The 18821-nt window shown below is 60.0% G+C and carries 20 protein-coding genes; 16 read left to right on the top strand and 4 right to left on the bottom strand.

Features of this window, described 5'->3' with window-relative positions; translation table 11 throughout:
- Nucleotides 1-6 precede the first annotated feature (6 nt).
- Together MCRY_RS09655 and cutA are read left to right on the top strand one after the other, a co-directional pair.
- Complete coding sequence (locus tag MCRY_RS09655) at nucleotides 7-204, top strand: hypothetical protein (protein ID WP_085629289.1); 198 nt, start codon at nucleotides 7-9, stop codon at nucleotides 202-204.
- A 372-nt stretch (nucleotides 205-576) separates the two neighbouring features.
- Nucleotides 577-732 (top strand): divalent cation tolerance protein CutA, encoded by a 156-nt coding sequence (gene cutA, locus MCRY_RS23365; protein ID WP_244897901.1) that lies wholly within the window; start codon nucleotides 577-579, stop codon nucleotides 730-732.
- A 6-nt stretch (nucleotides 733-738) separates the two neighbouring features.
- Here cutA and MCRY_RS09645 read toward each other — a convergent pair whose 3' ends face one another.
- Nucleotides 739-1779 (bottom strand): glycosyltransferase family 2 protein, encoded by a 1041-nt coding sequence (locus MCRY_RS09645; protein ID WP_085629287.1) that lies wholly within the window; start codon nucleotides 1777-1779, stop codon nucleotides 739-741.
- A 121-nt stretch (nucleotides 1780-1900) separates the two neighbouring features.
- Here MCRY_RS09645 and MCRY_RS09640 point away from each other — a divergent pair, with 121 nt between their 5' ends.
- The 13 genes from MCRY_RS09640 (at nucleotide 1901) to MCRY_RS09580 (ending at nucleotide 14277) form a co-directional block, all read left to right on the top strand.
- On the top strand, nucleotides 1901-2668 hold the full coding sequence (locus MCRY_RS09640; protein ID WP_085629286.1) for a 23S rRNA (adenine(2030)-N(6))-methyltransferase RlmJ: 768 nt from the start codon (nucleotides 1901-1903) through the stop codon (nucleotides 2666-2668).
- Nucleotides 2665-3336: a hypothetical protein gene (locus MCRY_RS09635; protein WP_085629285.1), complete on the top strand. Its 672-nt coding sequence runs from the start codon at nucleotides 2665-2667 to the stop codon at nucleotides 3334-3336. The genes MCRY_RS09640 and MCRY_RS09635 overlap by 4 nt, the downstream gene beginning before the upstream one ends.
- A gap of 50 nt (nucleotides 3337-3386) precedes the next feature.
- Nucleotides 3387-3824, top strand: coding sequence for a tellurite resistance TerB family protein (locus tag MCRY_RS09630; RefSeq protein WP_085629284.1), 438 nt, complete (start codon nucleotides 3387-3389; stop codon nucleotides 3822-3824).
- Nucleotides 3821-4561, top strand: a complete 741-nt coding sequence (locus MCRY_RS09625) for a phosphate/phosphite/phosphonate ABC transporter substrate-binding protein (protein WP_085629283.1) — start codon at nucleotides 3821-3823, stop codon at nucleotides 4559-4561. Before MCRY_RS09630 ends, MCRY_RS09625 begins: the two co-directional genes overlap by 4 nt.
- 112 nt (nucleotides 4562-4673) lie before the next feature.
- Nucleotides 4674-5447, top strand: coding sequence for an ABC transporter ATP-binding protein (locus MCRY_RS09620; RefSeq protein ID WP_085629282.1), 774 nt, complete (start codon nucleotides 4674-4676; stop codon nucleotides 5445-5447).
- A gap of 26 nt (nucleotides 5448-5473) precedes the next feature.
- Complete coding sequence (locus tag MCRY_RS09615; protein WP_085629281.1) at nucleotides 5474-6199, top strand: transporter substrate-binding domain-containing protein; 726 nt, start codon at nucleotides 5474-5476, stop codon at nucleotides 6197-6199.
- Nucleotides 6200-6379: 180 nt separating this feature from the next.
- Nucleotides 6380-7261, top strand: a complete 882-nt coding sequence (locus MCRY_RS09610) for an ABC transporter permease (RefSeq protein WP_085629280.1) — start codon at nucleotides 6380-6382, stop codon at nucleotides 7259-7261.
- On the top strand, nucleotides 7258-8064 hold the full coding sequence (locus MCRY_RS09605; protein WP_085629279.1) for an ABC transporter permease: 807 nt from the start codon (nucleotides 7258-7260) through the stop codon (nucleotides 8062-8064). Before MCRY_RS09610 ends, MCRY_RS09605 begins: the two co-directional genes overlap by 4 nt.
- A gap of 83 nt (nucleotides 8065-8147) precedes the next feature.
- On the top strand, nucleotides 8148-9482 hold the full coding sequence (locus tag MCRY_RS09600; protein ID WP_085629444.1) for a glutamine synthetase family protein: 1335 nt from the start codon (nucleotides 8148-8150) through the stop codon (nucleotides 9480-9482).
- A gap of 63 nt (nucleotides 9483-9545) precedes the next feature.
- Nucleotides 9546-10229, top strand: coding sequence for a type 1 glutamine amidotransferase (locus MCRY_RS09595; protein WP_085629278.1), 684 nt, complete (start codon nucleotides 9546-9548; stop codon nucleotides 10227-10229).
- Nucleotides 10226-11590, top strand: coding sequence for a glutamine synthetase family protein (locus tag MCRY_RS09590; RefSeq protein ID WP_085629277.1), 1365 nt, complete (start codon nucleotides 10226-10228; stop codon nucleotides 11588-11590). Before MCRY_RS09595 ends, MCRY_RS09590 begins: the two co-directional genes overlap by 4 nt.
- Before the next feature lie 103 nt (nucleotides 11591-11693).
- Complete coding sequence (locus tag MCRY_RS09585; protein WP_085629442.1) at nucleotides 11694-12998, top strand: NAD(P)/FAD-dependent oxidoreductase; 1305 nt, start codon at nucleotides 11694-11696, stop codon at nucleotides 12996-12998.
- 88 nt (nucleotides 12999-13086) lie between these two features.
- The gene (locus tag MCRY_RS09580; RefSeq protein WP_085629276.1) at nucleotides 13087-14277 is read left to right on the top strand and encodes a DegT/DnrJ/EryC1/StrS family aminotransferase; all 1191 of its coding nucleotides are present in this window, start codon (nucleotides 13087-13089) and stop codon (nucleotides 14275-14277) included.
- Here MCRY_RS09580 and phaR read toward each other — a convergent pair whose 3' ends face one another.
- The 3 genes from phaR to MCRY_RS09565 form a co-directional block, all read right to left on the bottom strand.
- Complete coding sequence (phaR, locus tag MCRY_RS09575) at nucleotides 14278-14862, bottom strand: polyhydroxyalkanoate synthesis repressor PhaR (RefSeq protein ID WP_085629275.1); 585 nt, start codon at nucleotides 14860-14862, stop codon at nucleotides 14278-14280.
- Between the two features lie 169 nt (nucleotides 14863-15031).
- A complete protein-coding gene (locus tag MCRY_RS09570) occupies nucleotides 15032-15481 on the bottom strand; it encodes a phasin family protein (RefSeq protein ID WP_085629274.1) in 450 nt (149 codons plus the stop codon).
- A 137-nt stretch (nucleotides 15482-15618) separates the two neighbouring features.
- The gene (locus tag MCRY_RS09565) at nucleotides 15619-17412 is read right to left on the bottom strand and encodes a PHA/PHB synthase family protein (RefSeq protein WP_085629273.1); all 1794 of its coding nucleotides are present in this window, start codon (nucleotides 17410-17412) and stop codon (nucleotides 15619-15621) included.
- Between the two features lie 110 nt (nucleotides 17413-17522).
- Between MCRY_RS09565 and phaZ the strand changes: the two genes are divergently transcribed.
- Complete coding sequence (phaZ, locus tag MCRY_RS09560) at nucleotides 17523-18803, top strand: polyhydroxyalkanoate depolymerase (RefSeq protein ID WP_085629272.1); 1281 nt, start codon at nucleotides 17523-17525, stop codon at nucleotides 18801-18803.
- The last annotated feature ends 18 nt before the right edge of the window (nucleotides 18804-18821 follow it).

Here is an 18821-nt window from a genome sequence, read left to right as displayed (position 1 = left end):
AGCAGCATGGAAGACTCCACCGCGCGGCTGATCGCAGAAGCCAAAGCTGACAAAGCGCAAGCAGAATTGCTTAAAGAAAGCTTTAAAGAAAGCACCGGTCTTACCTGGCTTTGGTCTTTATTGTTCGGACCAATTTACTTTTGGGTTCATGGCTTCATTGCATTGGGCTTCGTTCAATTAATTGTTTCGATAGTGACGTACTGAGTTGGAATTCTCGCTGCACCATTTCTTGCCTACTATGCTTGGAACGCTCGGGCAAAGAAGAAAGCTGAGAACGCGATCGCTGTCAGCAAGTTGCGTAATTAGCGATCCATTGGGAAGCGTAGAAAGCGTGCTCGCACGCATCATCCGAAACACAACGCACGCACGCCAGACCGCGGGATGGCTCTCCTCCTGTCGAACGAAGGCGCTTTATCCCGGCCAAATCCGCGCGCAGAGTGAACGCAGCTCCCAGCCCTGCCAAATCACCAGCCCGGGGGGCGGGTCGTGCCGGAGGCACGCCTCTGGCGTGACCGATGGCGCGGCACCTGCGGTGCTATTCGCGCTAAGCGCATAGCTCAACGGTCTGTAGGGTGCGTGCTCGCACGCACCGCCAAACCGTCGAATACGCCCGCGCTCAAAAACCTGATCCTGCGCGATCATCCCTATGACGAACCCGCACTTTGGGCGGTCGAGATGACGGATGGCGCAGAGAGTTTCCTGAACTGGATTGACACCACCGCCACCGGCTGACCATCGTCAGGCCAGCATCTCGCGCGCGGCGTCAGTGATCTGCAATACATCCTGCGCAATCAGCCGCTCCACCGTGGGACCCTGCGCATCGCAATAGTCCGCGAGGTTCAGATCGCCCTCCTGCGCAAGGCGCGACACCCGAAGACGTGTCTCGTCATGCGCCACGCGGTTTTCGGACAGCAGCTTTTGTTCGCGCGCCACTACACCGCCCGCCAGTTTGTAATGCCGCAAGACGGCGGAAAAATCGGTACAGACAACGCCGGTCGTCACATGCGGATGCGGCTGCGGCACCACCCCATCCCCCATGCGGAAAAGCGCGTGTTTGGTCAGACAGCACGGCTCGCCAAAAGCTGCGCGGCGCAACCCGCCATAGAGCACGGGGATGTTTGGATTGGTGACGCGGTTCTGGTCCAGAAACCACGCCCAGCCGAGATCCGAGCCGTGATAGGAAAACCGCTCCAGATCCGCTGTGTTGTATCGGTCAAAGCTGTGCGCCGCCTCGGCATAGGGCATCGCCCCGGCCACCGAGATCGGGCCATCGAACGCCATGTCGAGCATCTGCGCCACCAGCGCGGTATGCCCCCGCGCGGCCATGCGCCGTGCAAGCTCGGGCAAGGGAACGCGGTCGGCATTCGGATAGTCGAGCAATTCGTCCGGGTCGATGGCAAGACGCCACCCGCCTTCAAGGACCATGGTGTTCGCCTGAAACCGGATTTCGCGCTCGTGCTCGCGGAAATCCGCATCACAGGTCACGATGGTGATGTCCGGCCAACGCCGCGCAATGTCGATGGATCCGTCGGTCGATCCATTGTCGACATAGACGATATGCGACACCCCCAGCTTGCGGTGATGGGCAATGTGATGGTCAAGGAAATAGGCAACATCGCGGCCCACAAGAACCAGCGCCACTTCGTGCTCTGCGAGCTTGGTCAGGTGCGGGCCATGCACGACCTGCATCCCCGTGCGCACCCGCTGTGCTGCGCGGCGCATGTAAAGGCGACCTCTCAGGTTTTGCCACGCGCGCTGTGCGGGGCCCAAAATGCCCATGTCCCGGTCTCCCTGTGGCCCCTATGCCGGCCCACTCTGCGCGATGGCGTCACGGGATCAAGTCCAAACATGCCCATCGCGACCACTATCGCAGCACCGCGAACTGGCCTATCACGGCGTCATGCTGTCCTATCAACATCTCTATCACGCAGGCAATGCGGCCGATGTCCACAAACACGCAGCCCTTGCGCTGGCGCTGGACCACATGGTGCAAAAGCCCAAACCGCTCAGCTATATCGAAACCCATGCCGGGCGCGGGCGCTATGATCTGAGCGCGCCCGAAGCGGTCAAAACCGGCGAGGCGGCGCAAGGCATCGCGCGGCTGCGCGACGGGTTTGCCAAAGATCATCCCTATCTCAAAGCTCTTAAGGCCCAACCAGACGGCCTTTACCCAGGGTCGCCCGCCATCGCGCAGGCCCTGCTGCGCCCCGAGGACAGTCTGCATCTGGCGGAACTGCACCCGCAGGAACACGCAGCGCTGCGCGAGGCCTTGCGCGCGCCCAACACGCATATCTACCAGCAAGACGGTCTGGCACTGGCGCAAAGCCTCTGCCCGCCCACGCCGCGCCGGGGGCTGATGCTGGTGGACCCCAGTTACGAGATCAAAGCAGATTACGCCCAGATCCCGAAATGGCTGGCGGCACTGATCCGCAAATGGAATGTCGGCGTGGTGATGATCTGGTACCCAATCCTGACCTCCGGTGCCCACCGCCCCATGTTGCGCGCCCTGCAAGCCGACCACCCCGAGGCGCTGACGCATGAGGTTCGCTTCCCTCCGGCCCGCGACGGACATCGCATGGTCGGTTCTGGCCTTTTCGTGGTGAACCCGCCCTTTGGGCTGGAGGCCGGACTGAAACCGCTTGCCGCCGCGTTCCGCCGTCTGACATGATCCGGCTTTGCGCAGCCCTTCTCTGTCTGCCCGGACTTGCATTTGCAGACGGGCTGTGGCCCGTGCCCTATGACGATCTCCTGCGCCAGCCGCACCGGACTGAACGGTTCGACGCGTTGCCCAGCGCGGCTGAGCCCGGCCACCGCATCGACCAGCACTGGCGCGCGCCGGGGCTGACCATCGGTGAACGGCTTGCAGGTCAAACCGCCCATGATACCGCCGGCTTCGATGTTCTGACAGGTGTCCCCGCGCAGCCGCTCCGCGCGATCCCCGGCACGCAGGGCCAGACCTTTGCCATCGCGCATCACATGGGCTTTGGATCAAACGCGCTGTTTCCCGTTGGCCCGAAAGGCGCAGACCTGCCCGAAGGCCGGGGTGAAGGCAGCGCAGCCCTTGTCTTCGACACACCGCAAACCGCCATCGGTCTGCGTCTGCACGCCGAATACCCTGACCCCCTTGGACAGCGCCCCGCACCCGGAACCGCTGTGCTGACCTTTCACGACGCGTCCGGCCAGATCACCCAGCTCACCCTCCCGCTGTCGCATGGCGTCCTGTCTTTCGGCTGGCGCAGCGACTTGGGGATCACCGGCCTGACCATCCAAAACAGCGATCCGGGCGGCATCGCAATCGACGATATCCTCTACGATGTGACGGCGCTGGCCGGATAACCACTGGATACCCCATTGGCGAAGCGCGCAGCGCGGCATATATCCTCGATATGTTTGCTGATTTCCTCAAGCGCCTCACTGCGCCCGACCCCGCCCCGCTGCCCGATGCCGATGCGCGTCTGGCCCTGACCGCCTTGCTTGTCCGCGTTGCCCGTACCGATGGCGATTACGACGAGAGCGAGAAAGCCCGCATCGACCGGATCGCTGGCTCGCGCTATGGCCTGTCCCCGTTCGAGGCGACCAAACTGCGCAGCGACGCCGAAGGACTTGAGGCTGAAGCCCCCGACACGGTGCGGTTCACCTCGGCGATCAAGGCGGCTGTGCCCTATGAAGACCGCATCGCTGTGATTGAAGCATTGTGGCAAGTGGTGCTGGCAGATGGCATCCGCGAGGCCGAGGAAGACGCGCTGCTGCGTCTTGTGGCCAAGCTACTGGGCGTCAATGATCGCGACAGCGCATTGGCCCGGCAACGCGTCGACACAGCATGACGATCGCCAGCCTGCCAATGTACTGGCGGGCCGAGAACGCGGACCTTTGGCGCGCCTTTTGGTCGGTGTTGCAGGATTGTGCGCAGGCCGAAGGGATCAAGCTGCCTGATCTCACACCGCCCGAAGACCTGCCCACCGACTGGTACACACATTGGCTGTCCCCCGATCTTGCGCTGTCGATGACCTGCGGCTTGCCGTTTCGCACCGCACTTGCGGGCAAGGTGCAGTATATCGGCACTCTGGATTTCGGCCTCGGAGGCCCGCCCGGTCATTATCATTCCCAGATCCTCACCCGCGCCGATCTGTCCAGCCCTCCGCAAAAGCTCGCCTTCAACAGCGCCGACAGCCAGTCAGGCTGGGCTGCGACCCAAGACATACCGAACCGTGCAGCCCTCACTTCGTATGTGGCAACCGGAGGTCATTCCGCCTCGCTTGCCGCCGTGGCAGAGGCGCGCGCTGATATCGCCTGCCTTGACGCGGTCACATGGCGCATCCTGCAAGAGGTCGATCCCAACGCGGTCAAGGTTTTGCCAGCAGGCACCACCCGGCCAACCCCCGGCCTGCCCTTGATCACGGCAAACGGCACCGACCCCACAGCCCTGCGTCGTGCACTGACCAGGGCAGTCGCCGCATACTCGCCCTCAGATCCCAACCGCATGGGCGGGCCCATGACTTTCTGCGTCCTGGACGTCCAAAACTACCTGAAACAGCCCATTCCTGCGCCACCCCCTGCCTGACGCAGGGTTATCGTGCAGGTTCCAACCGGTTCCGTCGCTTTCCGCATTGCATCGCGCCCAGTTTTGCAGTCATCCTGCGCTCCATCTTTGACCCAACCTGCCAGAGCGCTTTGTGACAGACACCCCAGTCCTGGAAATACGCAACCTGCACAAGCAGTATGGCAGCCTTGAAGTCATCAAGGGCGTCGACATCACTGCGCGTCGCGGCGACGTTGTCTCATTGATCGGATCATCGGGTTCAGGGAAATCCACCATCCTGCGCTGTGCCAACCTGCTTGAGGACAGCCAGCAGGGTGACATCCTGTTCAAGGGTGAAGGTGTCCATTGGAAAGGCACAGGTCTTGGTCGGCACCCTGCTGACGCAAAACAAGTACTGCGCATCCGCACGAATCTCAGCATGGTGTTCCAGCAGTTCAATCTCTGGTCCCACATGACGATCCTGCAAAACGTGATGGAAGCCCCCGTAACTGTGCTGGGCCGCGACAAGGCCGAAGCCGAAGACGCGGCACGCGGCTATCTCGACAAAGTGGGCATCGGCGACAAATGCGACGCCTACCCCGCGATGCTGTCGGGCGGCCAGCAACAACGCGCTGCCATAGCCCGCGCGCTCTGCATGGAGCCTGAGGCGCTTTTGTTCGATGAACCGACCTCGGCACTGGACCCGGAACTGGAACAGGAAGTCGTCAAAGTCATCAGGGATCTCGCCTCAGAAGGCCGAACGATGCTGATTGTCACCCATGACATGAAAATGGCCCGCGACGTGAGCAACCACGTCGTGTTCCTGCATCAAGGCCTGATCGAGGAAGAAGGTGCACCGGACAGCCTGTTCGGCGCACCGAAATCGGAACGGTTGCGGGGCTTCTTGTCCTCGACAATGGCCGATTAACAACAATAAGAACGGGAGAAATAGACATGAAATCCATCCTTCTCGGCACAGCCGCACTGGCCATCACGGCCTCTGTTGCGTTCGCCGGCAGCCACTCCGTTGTCCGCATGGGCACCGAAGGCGCCTACCCTCCGTACAACTTCATCAACGATGCCGGCGAAGTCGACGGGTTCGAGCGTGAACTCGGCGACGAGCTTTGCACCCGCGCTGAACTGACCTGTGAATGGGTTACCAACGAATGGGACAGCATCATTCCGAACCTTGTGTCGGGCAACTACGACGTGATCATCGCGGGCATGTCGATCACCGACGAACGCGACGAAGTGATCGACTTTACCCAGAACTACACCCAGCCTGATCCCTCCTCCTACCTCGCTCTTGACGGCGCGGACGTGGATTTTGACGGCGGCGTGATTGCGGCACAGGCCAACACCATTCAGGCGGCCTTCATTGCCTCCAGCGGTGCGACCCTTGTGGAATTCGCCACTCCGGACGAAACAGTCGCCGCCGTACGCAATGGCGAAGCCGATGCAGTTCTGGCGGACGACGCTTATCTGCGCCCCATCGCAGAAGAAAACGCCGACCTCGTTCTGCTCGAGCGGCAGGAACTCATCGGCGGCGGCGTGGGCATGGGCATCCGCGAATCCGATTCCGAGTTGAAAGACAAGTTCAACGCGGCCATCACTTCCATGAAGGACGATGGCACACTGAACGCGCTTCTCGCAAAGTGGGAAATCGGACCGGGCTTCTGATCCGACTGCGCGTGAAAAACCAAAAGGGGTCGCTGGTGCGGCCCCTTCTTGTTTCTGCCCAAGACTGATGCGTCACGACGGTTTTCCTGAAATCGCTCAAGACGTTACACCACACAGGAATTGTCAAGCACAGCAGGGACGTGCAAGACTGCTCCAACCCAAAGCCGATCAGGGGAACAGATGTTCAGTTTTTGTGTCGATCCCGCGTCGCTTGGCGACTTCGCATGGATGGCCTGCTACCTGACCACCGGGAAACACATGGCGATCTACACGTCGGTGTTCACCGTGCTGTTGCTTCTGGCGATCACCGCCCCAACAGCCTTGGCCTTTGGCTTTCTCGGAGCGTCCAGCGCCCGCTCGCATTTTGCACCGCTCAGCTGGTTCGGCAAAGCCTATATCGCGATCGTGCGCGGCGTACCGGACATCGCGTTCTTTCTGTTCTTCGTGATCGCTCTCGACCAGTTGTTCGAATGGATACGCCACGAAATCAAATGCCCCGATTGGGAAGCCGACATCTGGCAGGGCAACGACTTTGTCGTCTGTGACATCGCCAAGCTCCCTTTGGGCAACTCCCCGCAATGGGTGCACGAAACCTATGGGTTCCTGCTGGCCGTCCTGACATTTGCCATCGTGTTCGGTGCGTTTGCCGCCAACGTGCTGTACGGCGCGATGCGGGCCGTGCCGCACAACCAGCTTGAAACAGCCGAGTCCTATGGCATGACGCGCCGTCAGGTGTTCTGGCGCATCCTCGTGCCGCAAATGTGGGTGTTTGCCCTGCCCGGCCTGTCCAACCTCTGGATGGTTCTGATCAAGGCGACACCGCTCCTGTTCCTGCTGGGCGTCGAAGACATCGTCTACTGGGCGCGCGAATTGGGCGGCGCCAAGACCGCGCGGTTTACCGACTATCCGCACGGGGATTGGCGCATGTGGTACTTCTTTGGATTGCTGGTGTTTTACCTGCTGTTCACCCGTGTCTCGGAAATCGTACTCGACAAGGTCATGCAAAAGTTGACGCACGGCCAAGCCACCTTGGGCGGCGAAGCGCAGAGGAAAGCGGCATGAGTTGCTGGGAAACCATCGCCGATTACGGCCTGCGCTCCATCGGGATTGGCGAACGCGTGCTGCCCCGCGAAGGCTACACCCTATGTCAGCAATTCACCCTGATCGGCTCGGGGATGATCTGGAACATCTATTTCGGCGTGCTGGCGCTGTGTTCAGGCTTCTTTCTTGCCACCGCCGTGGCCTTGGGCAAGGCGTCAAAGAACCCGGTCCTGCAAAAGGCCAGCACGTGGTTTATCTTTCTCTTCCGGGGATCACCGCTCTTTATCCAGTTCTTCTTTGCCTATTTCCTGTTCCTGTCTCTCAAGCCGCTCTCACCGATCTTCGATCCGTTCACCTCGGCTTGGCTGGGGGCATTGATCGTGCTGTTCCTGAACACCGCCGCCTATTCCGGCGAGATTTTCTACGGCGCGCTGCAATCGGTCCCGCGCGGCGACATGGAGGCCGCCGATGCCTATGGCATGTCAGGATGGTCGCGCTTCAAACGGGTGACATGGCCTACCATGCTGCGTCTTGCATGGCCTGCCTACACAAACGAGGCGATCTTTCTCTTCCACGCCACCACACTGGTTTACTTCTCAGGGTTCCCGGCATGGCAGCAACGCGGCGACGCGCTCTACTACGCCAGTTTCTTTGCCGACAAGACCTTTAACCCGTTCATTCCTTACCCGATCCTTGCCTTCTATTTCATCCTCCTGACCCTGTGCATCATCAGCCTGTTCGGTTTGATCAATCGCCGCCTCAACCGGCATCTGCCGCAAGAGTCCCGCGCCAAGATGAAGCTTAAACTCAACATCATTCGCTGAATTTCGCTTGCTAAGTCGGGGTCACACCGCCTATTTCTAAATTTGATCAAATTATTGAAAACGGCACTTAAATGGACTCCCATATTCGAAACTGGCTCCGCAAGAACCCGCAGGTCCGCACGATCCGGGTTGCGGCATCGGACCTCAACGGTCAGGCCCGCGGCAAACGTGTGCCGGCGCGCTTTGCCGATAAGGTGCTTGATGGCGGCACGCGGTTTCCGCTCTCGGTTCTGAACCTCGACATCTGGGGCGAAGACATCGACGACAGCCCGCTGGTGTTCGAAGCGGGCGATGCCGACGGGCTGCTCTGGCCCACCGATCGTGGCTTTGTCCCGATGCCGTGGCTCGAAGCCCCCAGCGCCCTGCTGCCGCTTTGGATGTTCCGCGAAACAGGCGAGCCCTACGAAGGCGATCCGCGCCACGCGCTCAACACAGTGGTGAAGCGCTACAAGGCACGCGGCCTGACGCCTGTGGTGGCAATGGAGCTCGAGTTTTTCCTGATCGACGACAGCACCCGCAACCTGCAAGTGCCCGCCTCGCCCCGCTCCGGCAAGCGCCGTAAGGCAGGCGAGATCTTGTCGATCCGCCTCATCGACCAGTTCGACCGCTTCTTCACCGATCTCTACGACGCCTGCGAAGCGATGGACATTCCCGCCGACACAGTGATTTCCGAGGCGGGTCTGGGTCAGTTCGAAATGAACCTGATGCATTGCGACGATGCCCTGCGCGCCGCCGACGATGCGTGGCTCTTCAAGATGCTGGTCAAAGGTCTGGCTCGCCGCCACGGCTTTGCAGCATCTTTCATGGCAAAACCCTATCCCGACTACGCCGGATCGGGGATGCACACGCATTTCTCGGTGCTGGACGAACAAGGGCGCAATGTCTTCGACAATGGCGGCCCCGAAGGCACGCCGATGCTGCACAATGCCATTGCCGGATGCCTGAACGGCATGAATGACAGCACCCTGCTCTTTGCCCCACACATGAACAGCTATGACCGTTTGGTCCCTGACGCACACGCCCCGACAGGCATCGCTTGGGCCTATGAAAACCGCACCGTGGCGATCCGCGTGCCCTCCGGCAGCCCCGCAGCGCGACGCGTTGAACACCGTGTGGCGGGTGGCGATGTAAACCCCTACCTGACGTTGGCCGCCATCCTTGGCGCAGCACTGGTCGGAATCGAAGACGGCGCAACACCGCCCGCCCCGGTCAAAGGCAACGCCTACGCGCTTGATCTGCCACAGGTGCCAGCCGACTGGCCCACCGCAGTGGCCGCCTTTGAGAACAGCACGGTCATGCCGCGCATCTTCCATGACGAGTTGATCCGCAACCTTGTGCAGACCAAGAAACAGGAAATCCACTACATGGACGAATTGACGCCTAACGAACGGGTCGAAATATACCTCGACACGGTCTAGGCGCGTCCCTTGCTGTGCGCCCACAGAACGCATAGCTTGATCCCACAAACACCTTGGTGCTTCATGAAAATCGGAATCTTGCAGACGGGTCTTGCACCGGACGAACTCAAAGGGTCGTTCGGCGAGTATCCCGGTTTCTTTGAGCGTATGCTCGCGGGCAAAGGCTTCACATTCCAAACCTGGTCGGTTGTCGAGAACGTGTTTCCCGACGGGCCAAAGGATGCCGATGGCTGGCTCATCACCGGATCCAAGCACGGTGCTTACGAAGATCACCCGTGGATCCCGCCGCTGGAGCAGCTCATCCGCGACATTGTTGCAGCAGGCCGCCCCCTGATCGGCGTGTGCTTCGGCCACCAGATCATCGCGCAGGCACTGGGCGGAACGGTGGAAAAGTTCAAAGGCGGCTGGGCTGTGGGGCAGCAGGAATATGATTTCGGCGGCGACACAATGACCGTCAACGCGTGGCATCAGGATCAGGTCGTCAAAGCCCCAGAGGGCGCACAGGTTGTTGCCTCGAACGCCCACTGCGCCCATGCGGCGCTGCTCTATCCGGGCAAGGCCTACACCGTGCAACCACACCCGGAATACGGGGATGATTTCATCACGGGCCTGATCGAGACGCGCGGCAAAGGCGTGGTCCCTGACGACCTGATGCAGGACGCCCGCAGCCGCATGGGCCGACCGCTCGACAATGGGCGCATGGCCGACCAATTCGCCAAATTCTTCCGCGAAGGAACCATCGCATGACCGACTGGACAGACAGTCTCCCCGACTCCGCCCGCGCGTTTCTGGAAAACCGCAGGCTTGACGAGGTCGAATGTATCATCGCCGACCTGCCCGGCATCGCACGCGGCAAGGCTGTGCCCGCGTCGAAATTCGCACGGCAGGAATATTTCCACCTGCCGGATTCGATCTTTTTCCAGACCATCACCGGCGATTGGGGCGAAGCGGCCGACGAAGACGATGGCGGTTTCATCGAACGGGACATGATCCTGCGCCCCGACATGAGCACGGCAACCGCAGCACCCTGGACAGGTGACTGGACGCTTCAGGTGATCCACGACGCTTATGACCGCAAAGGCAAGCCGGTGCCTTATGCCCCGCGCAACGTGCTCAAACGCGTGGTCGATCTGTATCGTCAGCAAGGCTGGGAACCGGTGGTCGCACCCGAGATGGAATTCTTCCTTACCGCGCGCAACCTTGATCCCGCGAAACCGATCGAGCCGATGATGGGCCGCTCGGGACGCCCGGCGGCCGCGCGTCAGGCCTACAGCATGACCGCCGTCGATGAATTCGGTCCCGTCATCGACGACATCTACGACTTTGCCGAAGCCCAAGGCTTCGAGATCGACGGCATCACGCAGGAAGGCGGCGCAGGCCAGCTTGAAATAAACCTGCGCCACGGCGATCCGGTCAAGCTGGCGGATGAGGTGTTCTACTTCAAACGCCTGATCCGTGAAGCCGCCCTGCGCCACGACTGCTTTGCCACCTTCATGGCGAAACCGATTGAGAACGAACCGGGCAGCGCCATGCATATCCACCATTCGATCATGGATATCGAAACCGGGCGAAACATCTTTTCTGGTCCTCAGGGCGGCGAAACCGACGCGTTTTTCCACTTCATCGGTGGCCTTCAGACCTATACGCCAGCCGCTATCGCTGTGCTCGCGCCTTACGTGAACAGCTACCGCCGCTACGTGAAAGAACACGCCGCCCCCATCAACCTTGCCTGGGGCCGCGACAACCGCACCACGGGCATCCGCATCCCCCTGTCGGGCCCAGCCAGCCGCCGGGTCGAAAACCGGCTCGCCGGGATGGACTGCAACCCCTATCTCGGGATCGCCGCGTCTCTGGCCTGTGGGTATCTTGGCCTGATGAACGAAAAGTGGCCGTCCAAGCCGCTTAAGAAAGACGCCTATGAGGGCGAAGCGGACATTCCGCAGGTTCTTGGACAGGCGCTTCAGGTGTTCGAAGAAGCGACGGAATTGCACGAGATCCTCGGCGAGGAATTCTGCCGCGTTTATTCGATCGTCAAACGTACCGAGTACGAGGAATTCCTGCAGGTGATCAGCCCGTGGGAGCGCGAGCACCTGCTGCTCAACGTCTGACCCAAAGGGTTCGGACCGGCGCATCCGGTCCGACCAATGCGAGGGGCTCTGCCCCTCGCGCTCCCCGGCATATTTGGAAAAAGAAGAAGATCAGGACCGCGTTTTGAACCTTTTGTTCAGCAATGACACCCGTGGGGCCTATCCCCAAAGCTGGTACGCCGCGACAACGACCCCGCTTGCGCCATTTGCCCCGTTGCAAGGCGAAACCCGCGCCGATGTCTGTGTCGTCGGCGGTGGGTATACCGGCCTGTCGGCGGCACTGCATCTGGCCGAGATGGGCATGGATGTGGTGCTGCTTGATGCACACCGCGTGGGCTTTGGGGCGTCTGGGCGCAATGGCGGACAATTGGGGTCGGGGCAGCGGCAGGACCAAGTCACGCTGGAAAAGATGGTTGGGTCGGACACCGCCCGCCTGCTGTGGGACTTGGGTGAGGACGCCAAAGCGCTGGTGCGCGGGTTGATCGCGAAACACGGCATCGACTGCTATCTCAAGGACGGCATCGCTTGGGCCGCGTCGCGCCCGGCGGATGTGACCGACCTGCACGACTATGCCGAACACCTGCAAAAGCGCTATGGCTACACGCAGATCAAATCGCTCGACCGTGATGCCTTCAACGCACTCTGCCCGTCGCCCGACTATATCGGCGGCACGCTTGATATGGGGGCGGCGCATCTGCACCCGCTGCGGCTGGCGCTGGGTCTGGCCGAGGCTGCCACAAAGGCTGGCGCGCGCATTCACGAGCGCAGCCATGTGCATGACATCCGGCCCGGGCCAAAGGTCACGGTGCGCACCGATGCGGGTCATGTGATCGCCGATCACGTTATCCTCGCCGGCAACGGGTATCTGGGCGGGCTTGATCGGCAGGTGACAGCACGGGTGATGCCAATCAACAACTATGTCGTGGCCACAGAACCCTTGGGCGACGACGCCGCAAAAGTGTTGACGCAGGATGTGGCCGTTGCGGATTCCCGCTTTGTCGTCAACTACTTCCGCCTGACCCACGACAACCGTCTGTTGTTCGGCGGCGGCGAAACCTATGGCTACCGCTTCCCGTCGGACATCCCCGCGCTTGTGCGCAAACCGATGTCGGTGATCTTTCCGCATCTGCGTGATGTGCCCATCGACTATGCCTGGGGCGGCACCTTGGCGATCACGATCAAGCGGATGCCCTACCTCGCTCGCGTGCGTCCCAACATCCTGTCGGCCTCGGGTTATTCCGGTCATGGCGTCGGCAACGCAATCCAAGCGGGCAAACTGCTGGCCGAGGCCACGCGTGGTCCGTCCGAAGGTTTTGCCGCGTTCAACACGGTGCCGCATACGCCTTTCCCCGGAGGTGGCATCATGCGCACCCCCATCCTGAAACTCGCCATGTCGTGGTACGCGATGCGCGACCGTCTTGGCGTCTGACCCTCGACACGCGCATAACCTGTCATACCTCTGTCATACTGACGTGACAGCGCGTATGCTGGATACAGAACAGATAAGAGGCGCAGCTATGGCAGATCTTCCGAACATGCATGACGCAGAACCCATCCCCGAAGCCGCCCGGCACGAGATCGACCGCCTGCTGCAATCGGGCGACCTGTTCCGCTACACCGCCGCTGAAGGCGCGCCCGTATCTGTGCTCGAGGAAGAATTCGCCGCGATGATGGGCGCAAAATATGCGCTGGCGGTCAGCAGCTGTTCCGCCGCGTTGTTCCTGTCGCTCAAGGCGCTTGGCCTGCCACGCGACGCGCGCGTCCTGATCCCGGCTTTCACCTTTGCCGCCGTGCCGTCCTCGATCGTACATGCCGATTGCGTGCCTGTGCTATGCGAAGTGGATGGCAGCTACCGCATCGACATGGCCGATTTCGAAGCCAAGATCGACGATGTCGAGGCCGTGATGATCAGCCACATGCGGGGACATACGTCAGATATGGACGCGATCCTGACTCTGGCCAACGACCGCGGCATTCCGGTGATCGAAGACGCAGCGCATTCGCTTGGCACCCGCTGGAACGGGCAACGGATCGGCACGCTGGGCCATGTCGGCTGTTTCAGCTTTCAAAGCTACAAGATGCTCAACGCAGGCGAAGGGGGTATCCTTCTGACAGACGATGCCGACCTGATCGCCCGCGCGGTGATCCTGTCGGGCGCGTACGAACACAACTGGAAGAAACACCCTGTCCTGCACGACGCCTTTGCCAAGTGGCAGAATAAGCTGCCGCTTTATAACCTGCGCCTGTCGAACCTCTCGGCCGCGGTGATCCGCCCGCAACTGGCAGAGCTGGACCGCCGCGTGCGCGATGGCCGCCGCAACCATGATCACGTGGCCGCCCGACTTGACCAGTCATCTTGGATCACCGTGCCGCCGTCACTTCCGCAGGAAGACCGCGCGCCGGATTCGCTCCAGTTCACCCTGTGTGACATGACAGACGCCGATGTGGATGCCTTTGTCGAGACCGCCAAGGCGATGGGTGTGGCGATTCAGGTCTTTGGGCGCAGCACCGACAATGCCCGCGCGTTCTGGAACTGGGAGTTCCTTGGACCCGCACCCGCCCTGCCCAAGACACGGATGATGCTGTCGCGCGCTTGCGATTGTCGCCTGCCAGCGCGGCTGACAGTGGCGGAATGTGATGCGGTGGCGGACGTCATATTGTCCGCCGTTGATCACGTCATGCGCCCACCCGTGCAGGCGACAGCCTGATCACTTGTCGAGCTTCGACAGCTTTTTCTGAAGCTCGGCCAACTGGGTTTTGATGGCGTCCAGATCATCGGTCCCCGATGAAGCCTCTGCCGCTTTGGAAGGCGGCTTAGCACCACCATCGTCTTGCGACGGGCCGGACCAATTGCCTGACATGCCGCCGGTCATTGCCTTGAGAAACGCCTCTTGCTGCGCCTGAATGGCCTCAAAGCCCGGCACACCCGACATCGGGTTGGCCTTGCCCATGTTCTCCATCCATTTCGACTGACTGTCGCGGAACATCTCGAAACTGGCGGCAAGGAATTGCGGAACAGCACTGGTGGCGGTGGTGGTATAGCTGCGCACCAGATCGTTGAGCACATTGGTCGGAAGCACACTTTCGCCCCGGCTTTCGTGTTCGGCGATGATCTGCAACAGGTACTGACGCGTCAGGTCATCCCCGGACTTGAGATCCACGATCTTGACCTCGCGCCCGCCTCGGATAAAGCCAGCGATGTCTTCCAAGGTCACGTAATCGGATGTTTCGGTATTGTAGAGACGTCGGCTCGCGTAGCGCTTAATCAAAAGCGGATTTTGGTCTTCGGCCAAGGTGTCCCCTCCCCCGTTATCTTCGCTGCATTGCAGCCTAAGCATATGCAGCACAAAAAGAAAGCGCTGGTGACAGGGCGTGGACACAAAAAAAGGCCGGATCCGCGAGGGACCCGGCCAGAATATAGCGTTCCAATTTGGGAGGAGAGAACGCTAATTCGGGAACAGCTTACTTTGCAGCAGCAGTTGCCTTCTTGGCAGCTGTTGTCACGTCAGCCGTTGCTTTCTTGACTGCGGCAGTTGCGTCCTCGGAGAGGTCCTTGCCTGCGGCCATCATCAGCTCAACTGTGTCCATCTGGACTTTCTTCGCGATCTCGGCGAATGCGGCCATGTTTTCGGCAGCAACTTCAGCCTGAGCGGAAGCGAAATCGGTCATCGCCTTGGCATAGTCTGCCGGCTCTGTTTTCGCCTTGGACATTTCGCCCATCTTGGCGAGGGTGTCTTTGGTCCACTTTGCAGAAATCTCAGCCGACTTGTCAGCCGCTTCGATTGCAACGTGGGACAGCTTCTCGTTCAGAGTTGCTGTTGTTTTGAAAGCGTCTTCCATTGCTTTCGTGTCAACCGGGAACGCGCCCATCATTTCTTTCATGGTCGCTGTCATGTCGGGTGTCTTAGCCATTGTCTTAAATCCTTTCCTGCTCGGCGGGCCCACCCCGCTGTCTTGTGCAGATGACGAATATATACATGCTGCACTGCAGCATTTCAAGTCTTTTTCTGCACTGCAGCAAATTTCTTTGACCAGGCGTCAGCCACAGGTCAGGCGCGCGCCTTGGTCAATACATAAGTGCCGGGTGCGGGTGCCAAAGGTGGATGGGATTTATCCCCTACTTCCCGTGCCTTGACCCATTTTCCCGCCCGTTTCGCCATCCACTTTTCCCAAACCGGCCACCATGATCCCTCGGTGTAATTCGCTGACGATTTCCAATCCTCCGACGGCAAGGACAGGTCATCATTCGTGTAATGGCCGTACTTGTTTTTGGTCGGTGGGTTCACGATTCCCGCAATGTGGCCCGACTCGGACAGGATGAAATGCTTGGATTTCGACCCCATCGCCTGAACGCCGCGATAGCAGTCCTTCCACGCCGCGATGTGATCGGTCTCGCAGGCGATCGAACACAGCGGCACGTCCACATCGCGCAGCGACAATGTATGCCCCATCAACTCGAAATCGCCTTCGGCAAACTTGTTGGACTGGCACAGCCCGCGCAGATACTGAATCGCCATCCGTCCCGGCAGGTTCGCCCCGTCGCCATTCCAGTAAAGCAAATCAAACGCTGGCGGTGTCTCTCCCATCATGTAGCTCTTGATGGCAGGACCGTAGATCAGGTCGTTCGACCGCAGAAAGCTGAACGTCCGCGCCATGATAAATGACTTGAGCATCCCGGTATCGCCGATCTCGGATTCGATCCCGTCGATAAAATCGTTCTGCAGAAACGGTGTGAACTCTCCCTGATCCCCGAAATCGGTCAGGGTGGTAAAGAACGTGGCGGACTTGATCGAATTGTCGCCCCGCTGCTTGAGCAAAGAAAGCGTCAGGCTCAGCGTGGTGCCTGCGATGCAATAGCCGATGGTATTGACCTTATCGACTTCGCAGATGGATTTGACCTCTTCGATCACCCGCAGATACCCATCTTCGATATACGTATCGAGACCGACATCCTTGTAGGACTCGTCCGGGTTGATCCAGCTGACAACGAACAGTGTGTATCCCTGATCGACCACCCAACGGATGAACGAATTTTCTGGCTTCAGGTCCAGAATATAGAACTTGTTGATCCAGGGCGGGAACAGGATGATCGGCGTCTCACGCACCTTTTCAGTGGTCGGTTTGTATTGGATCACTTCCATCATATGGTTGCGATAGATCACCTCGCCCTCGGCAGTGGCGATGTTGGTGCCGATCTCGAATGCGCCCTCATCGGCAAGACGCACGACCAGTTCGCCATTGTTCGCTTCCAGATCCGCGACAAGGTTCTCAAGCCCTTTGACAAGGCTCTCGCCCTCGGTCTCAAGCGCTTTCTGCAAAGCATCGGGATTGGTGGCAAAGAAGTTGGTGGGCGCGAACATGTCCACGATCTGATGCGCGAAAAACCGCAAGCGCTTCTTCTCGGTGCTGTCCATGTCCTCGATATCTTCTACCGCGTTGTGGATCGCTTCGGAGTTGATGAGGTATTGCTGCTTGATGAAGTTGAAATACGGATGTTCGTCCCAAAGCGGGTTCTTGAACCGGCGATCCTTGGGGCCGGGATCTTCGGGCGGCTGCAGCTTGCCCTTGGCCAGCGCCTGCTGCGCCTCGACATAATGGGTGACCGACTTGCCCCAATACTCGATCTGATGTTCGAGGATCTTGGCAGGGTTGTGCATCCACTCCTGCCAGTAGCCCTGCAACGCCTTCCCGTACAACATGGCATCCGGCCCGTGCAGCGCCGGGTTGATCTGCTTTTTATGCGACAGGGCCGAAACGAGACGCTGTGACAGCGTTTCGATCTTTTGCAAATTGGCCTCAAGTTCCGCGCTCATTTCCGGTGCGGCAACGTCGTTAGTTGTCATGGCCAACTTTCCCCCCTATTCATGCTGCCATGCAGAATACAGTCGCCTGCGGTGGGAGGCAAAGCGACGAATTGGCCCGGTTGCCGGGTTAAGCTTAAGGAGACGCCTCTATGCGCTACATGATGACCTACGATCTCATGGAAACGTTTCGCAATACAAATCAATGGCTTGGCGCGACAGCGCGCACTATGGCGTCTTATCCCGCCTGGGCAATGCTTCCAAACCCCGGCATGCAATGGATGGCCGCTTGGGGTGAAGTGACCGAACGCACGTTCGAACGGATGGTCGCCAAACCTGACTGGGGGATTCGGACGTTCACCCACGAAGACGGCAAGGATCACCTTGTCGACGTTAAGACTATAGTCGAACGTCCCTTCGGTGACCTGATCCATTTCGACGTTGTCGGCCGCGAGGAACAGCCTCGCAAAATCCTGCTGGTGGCGCCGATGTCCGGTCACTATGCAACGCTCCTCCGTTCGACGGTCAAATCCCTAATCGTGAACTGCGAAGTTTACGTGACAGATTGGCACAACGCCCGCGACATTCCCGTCAGCGCCGGCAAGTTCGACGTCGAGGATTACACCCTCTACCTGATGGAGTTCATGCGCGAGCTGGGCCCCGACACAAACGTCGTCGCCGTGTGCCAGCCGGTTCCGCTGACCCTTGCTGCCACGGCCTATCTGGCCGAACTGGACCCGGACGCACAACCGCGTACGCTGACCCTGATCGGCGGCCCCGTCGACCCCGATGCAACCCCGACAGACGTGACCGATTTCGGTGCACGGGTGACCATGGGCCAGCTCGAGGAAACGATGATCCAGCGTGTTGGCTTCAAATACAAAGGCGTCGGCCGCATGGTCTATCCGGGCCTCTTGCAGTTGGCTTCGTTCATTTCGATGAACGGCGAACGTCATGCCAGCGCGTTTTCAGAGCAAATCCAGAATGTGATGCGCGGCGATGCGTCGGACCACGATCCGCACAACCGCTTTTACGACGAATATCTGGCCGTCATGGACATGCCCGCCGAATTCTACCTCTCCACCGTCGACCGCATCTTCAAGAAGCGCGAGATTGCGAAGAACGAATTTGTCGTTGCAGGCCACAAGGTCAATTTCGGCGCGATCACCAAGGTCGCCGTCAAAACAGTCGAGGGCGAGAAAGACGACATCTCCGCGCCCGGCCAATGCCTTGCGGCCCTGAACCTCTGCACCGGCCTGCCCGATGACATGAAGGCAAGCCATGTCGAACCCGGTGCCGGTCACTACGGCATCTTCGCTGGCAAAAGCTGGCGAAACAATATCCGGCCCCTCGTGCTCGATTTCATCGACAGCAATGCGGGCGACCGCAACAAGGGCAAGAAATCCAAACCGGCGAACACCAACGCCGCGTAAAGCAAAAGGGCTGATCTT

This window comes from Marivita cryptomonadis (assembly GCF_002115725.1).
Classification (GTDB): domain Bacteria; phylum Pseudomonadota; class Alphaproteobacteria; order Rhodobacterales; family Rhodobacteraceae; genus Marivita; species Marivita cryptomonadis.
The sequence above is the reverse complement of the archived record's forward strand: the minus strand, read 5'-3'. Positions and strand labels throughout refer to the sequence as shown.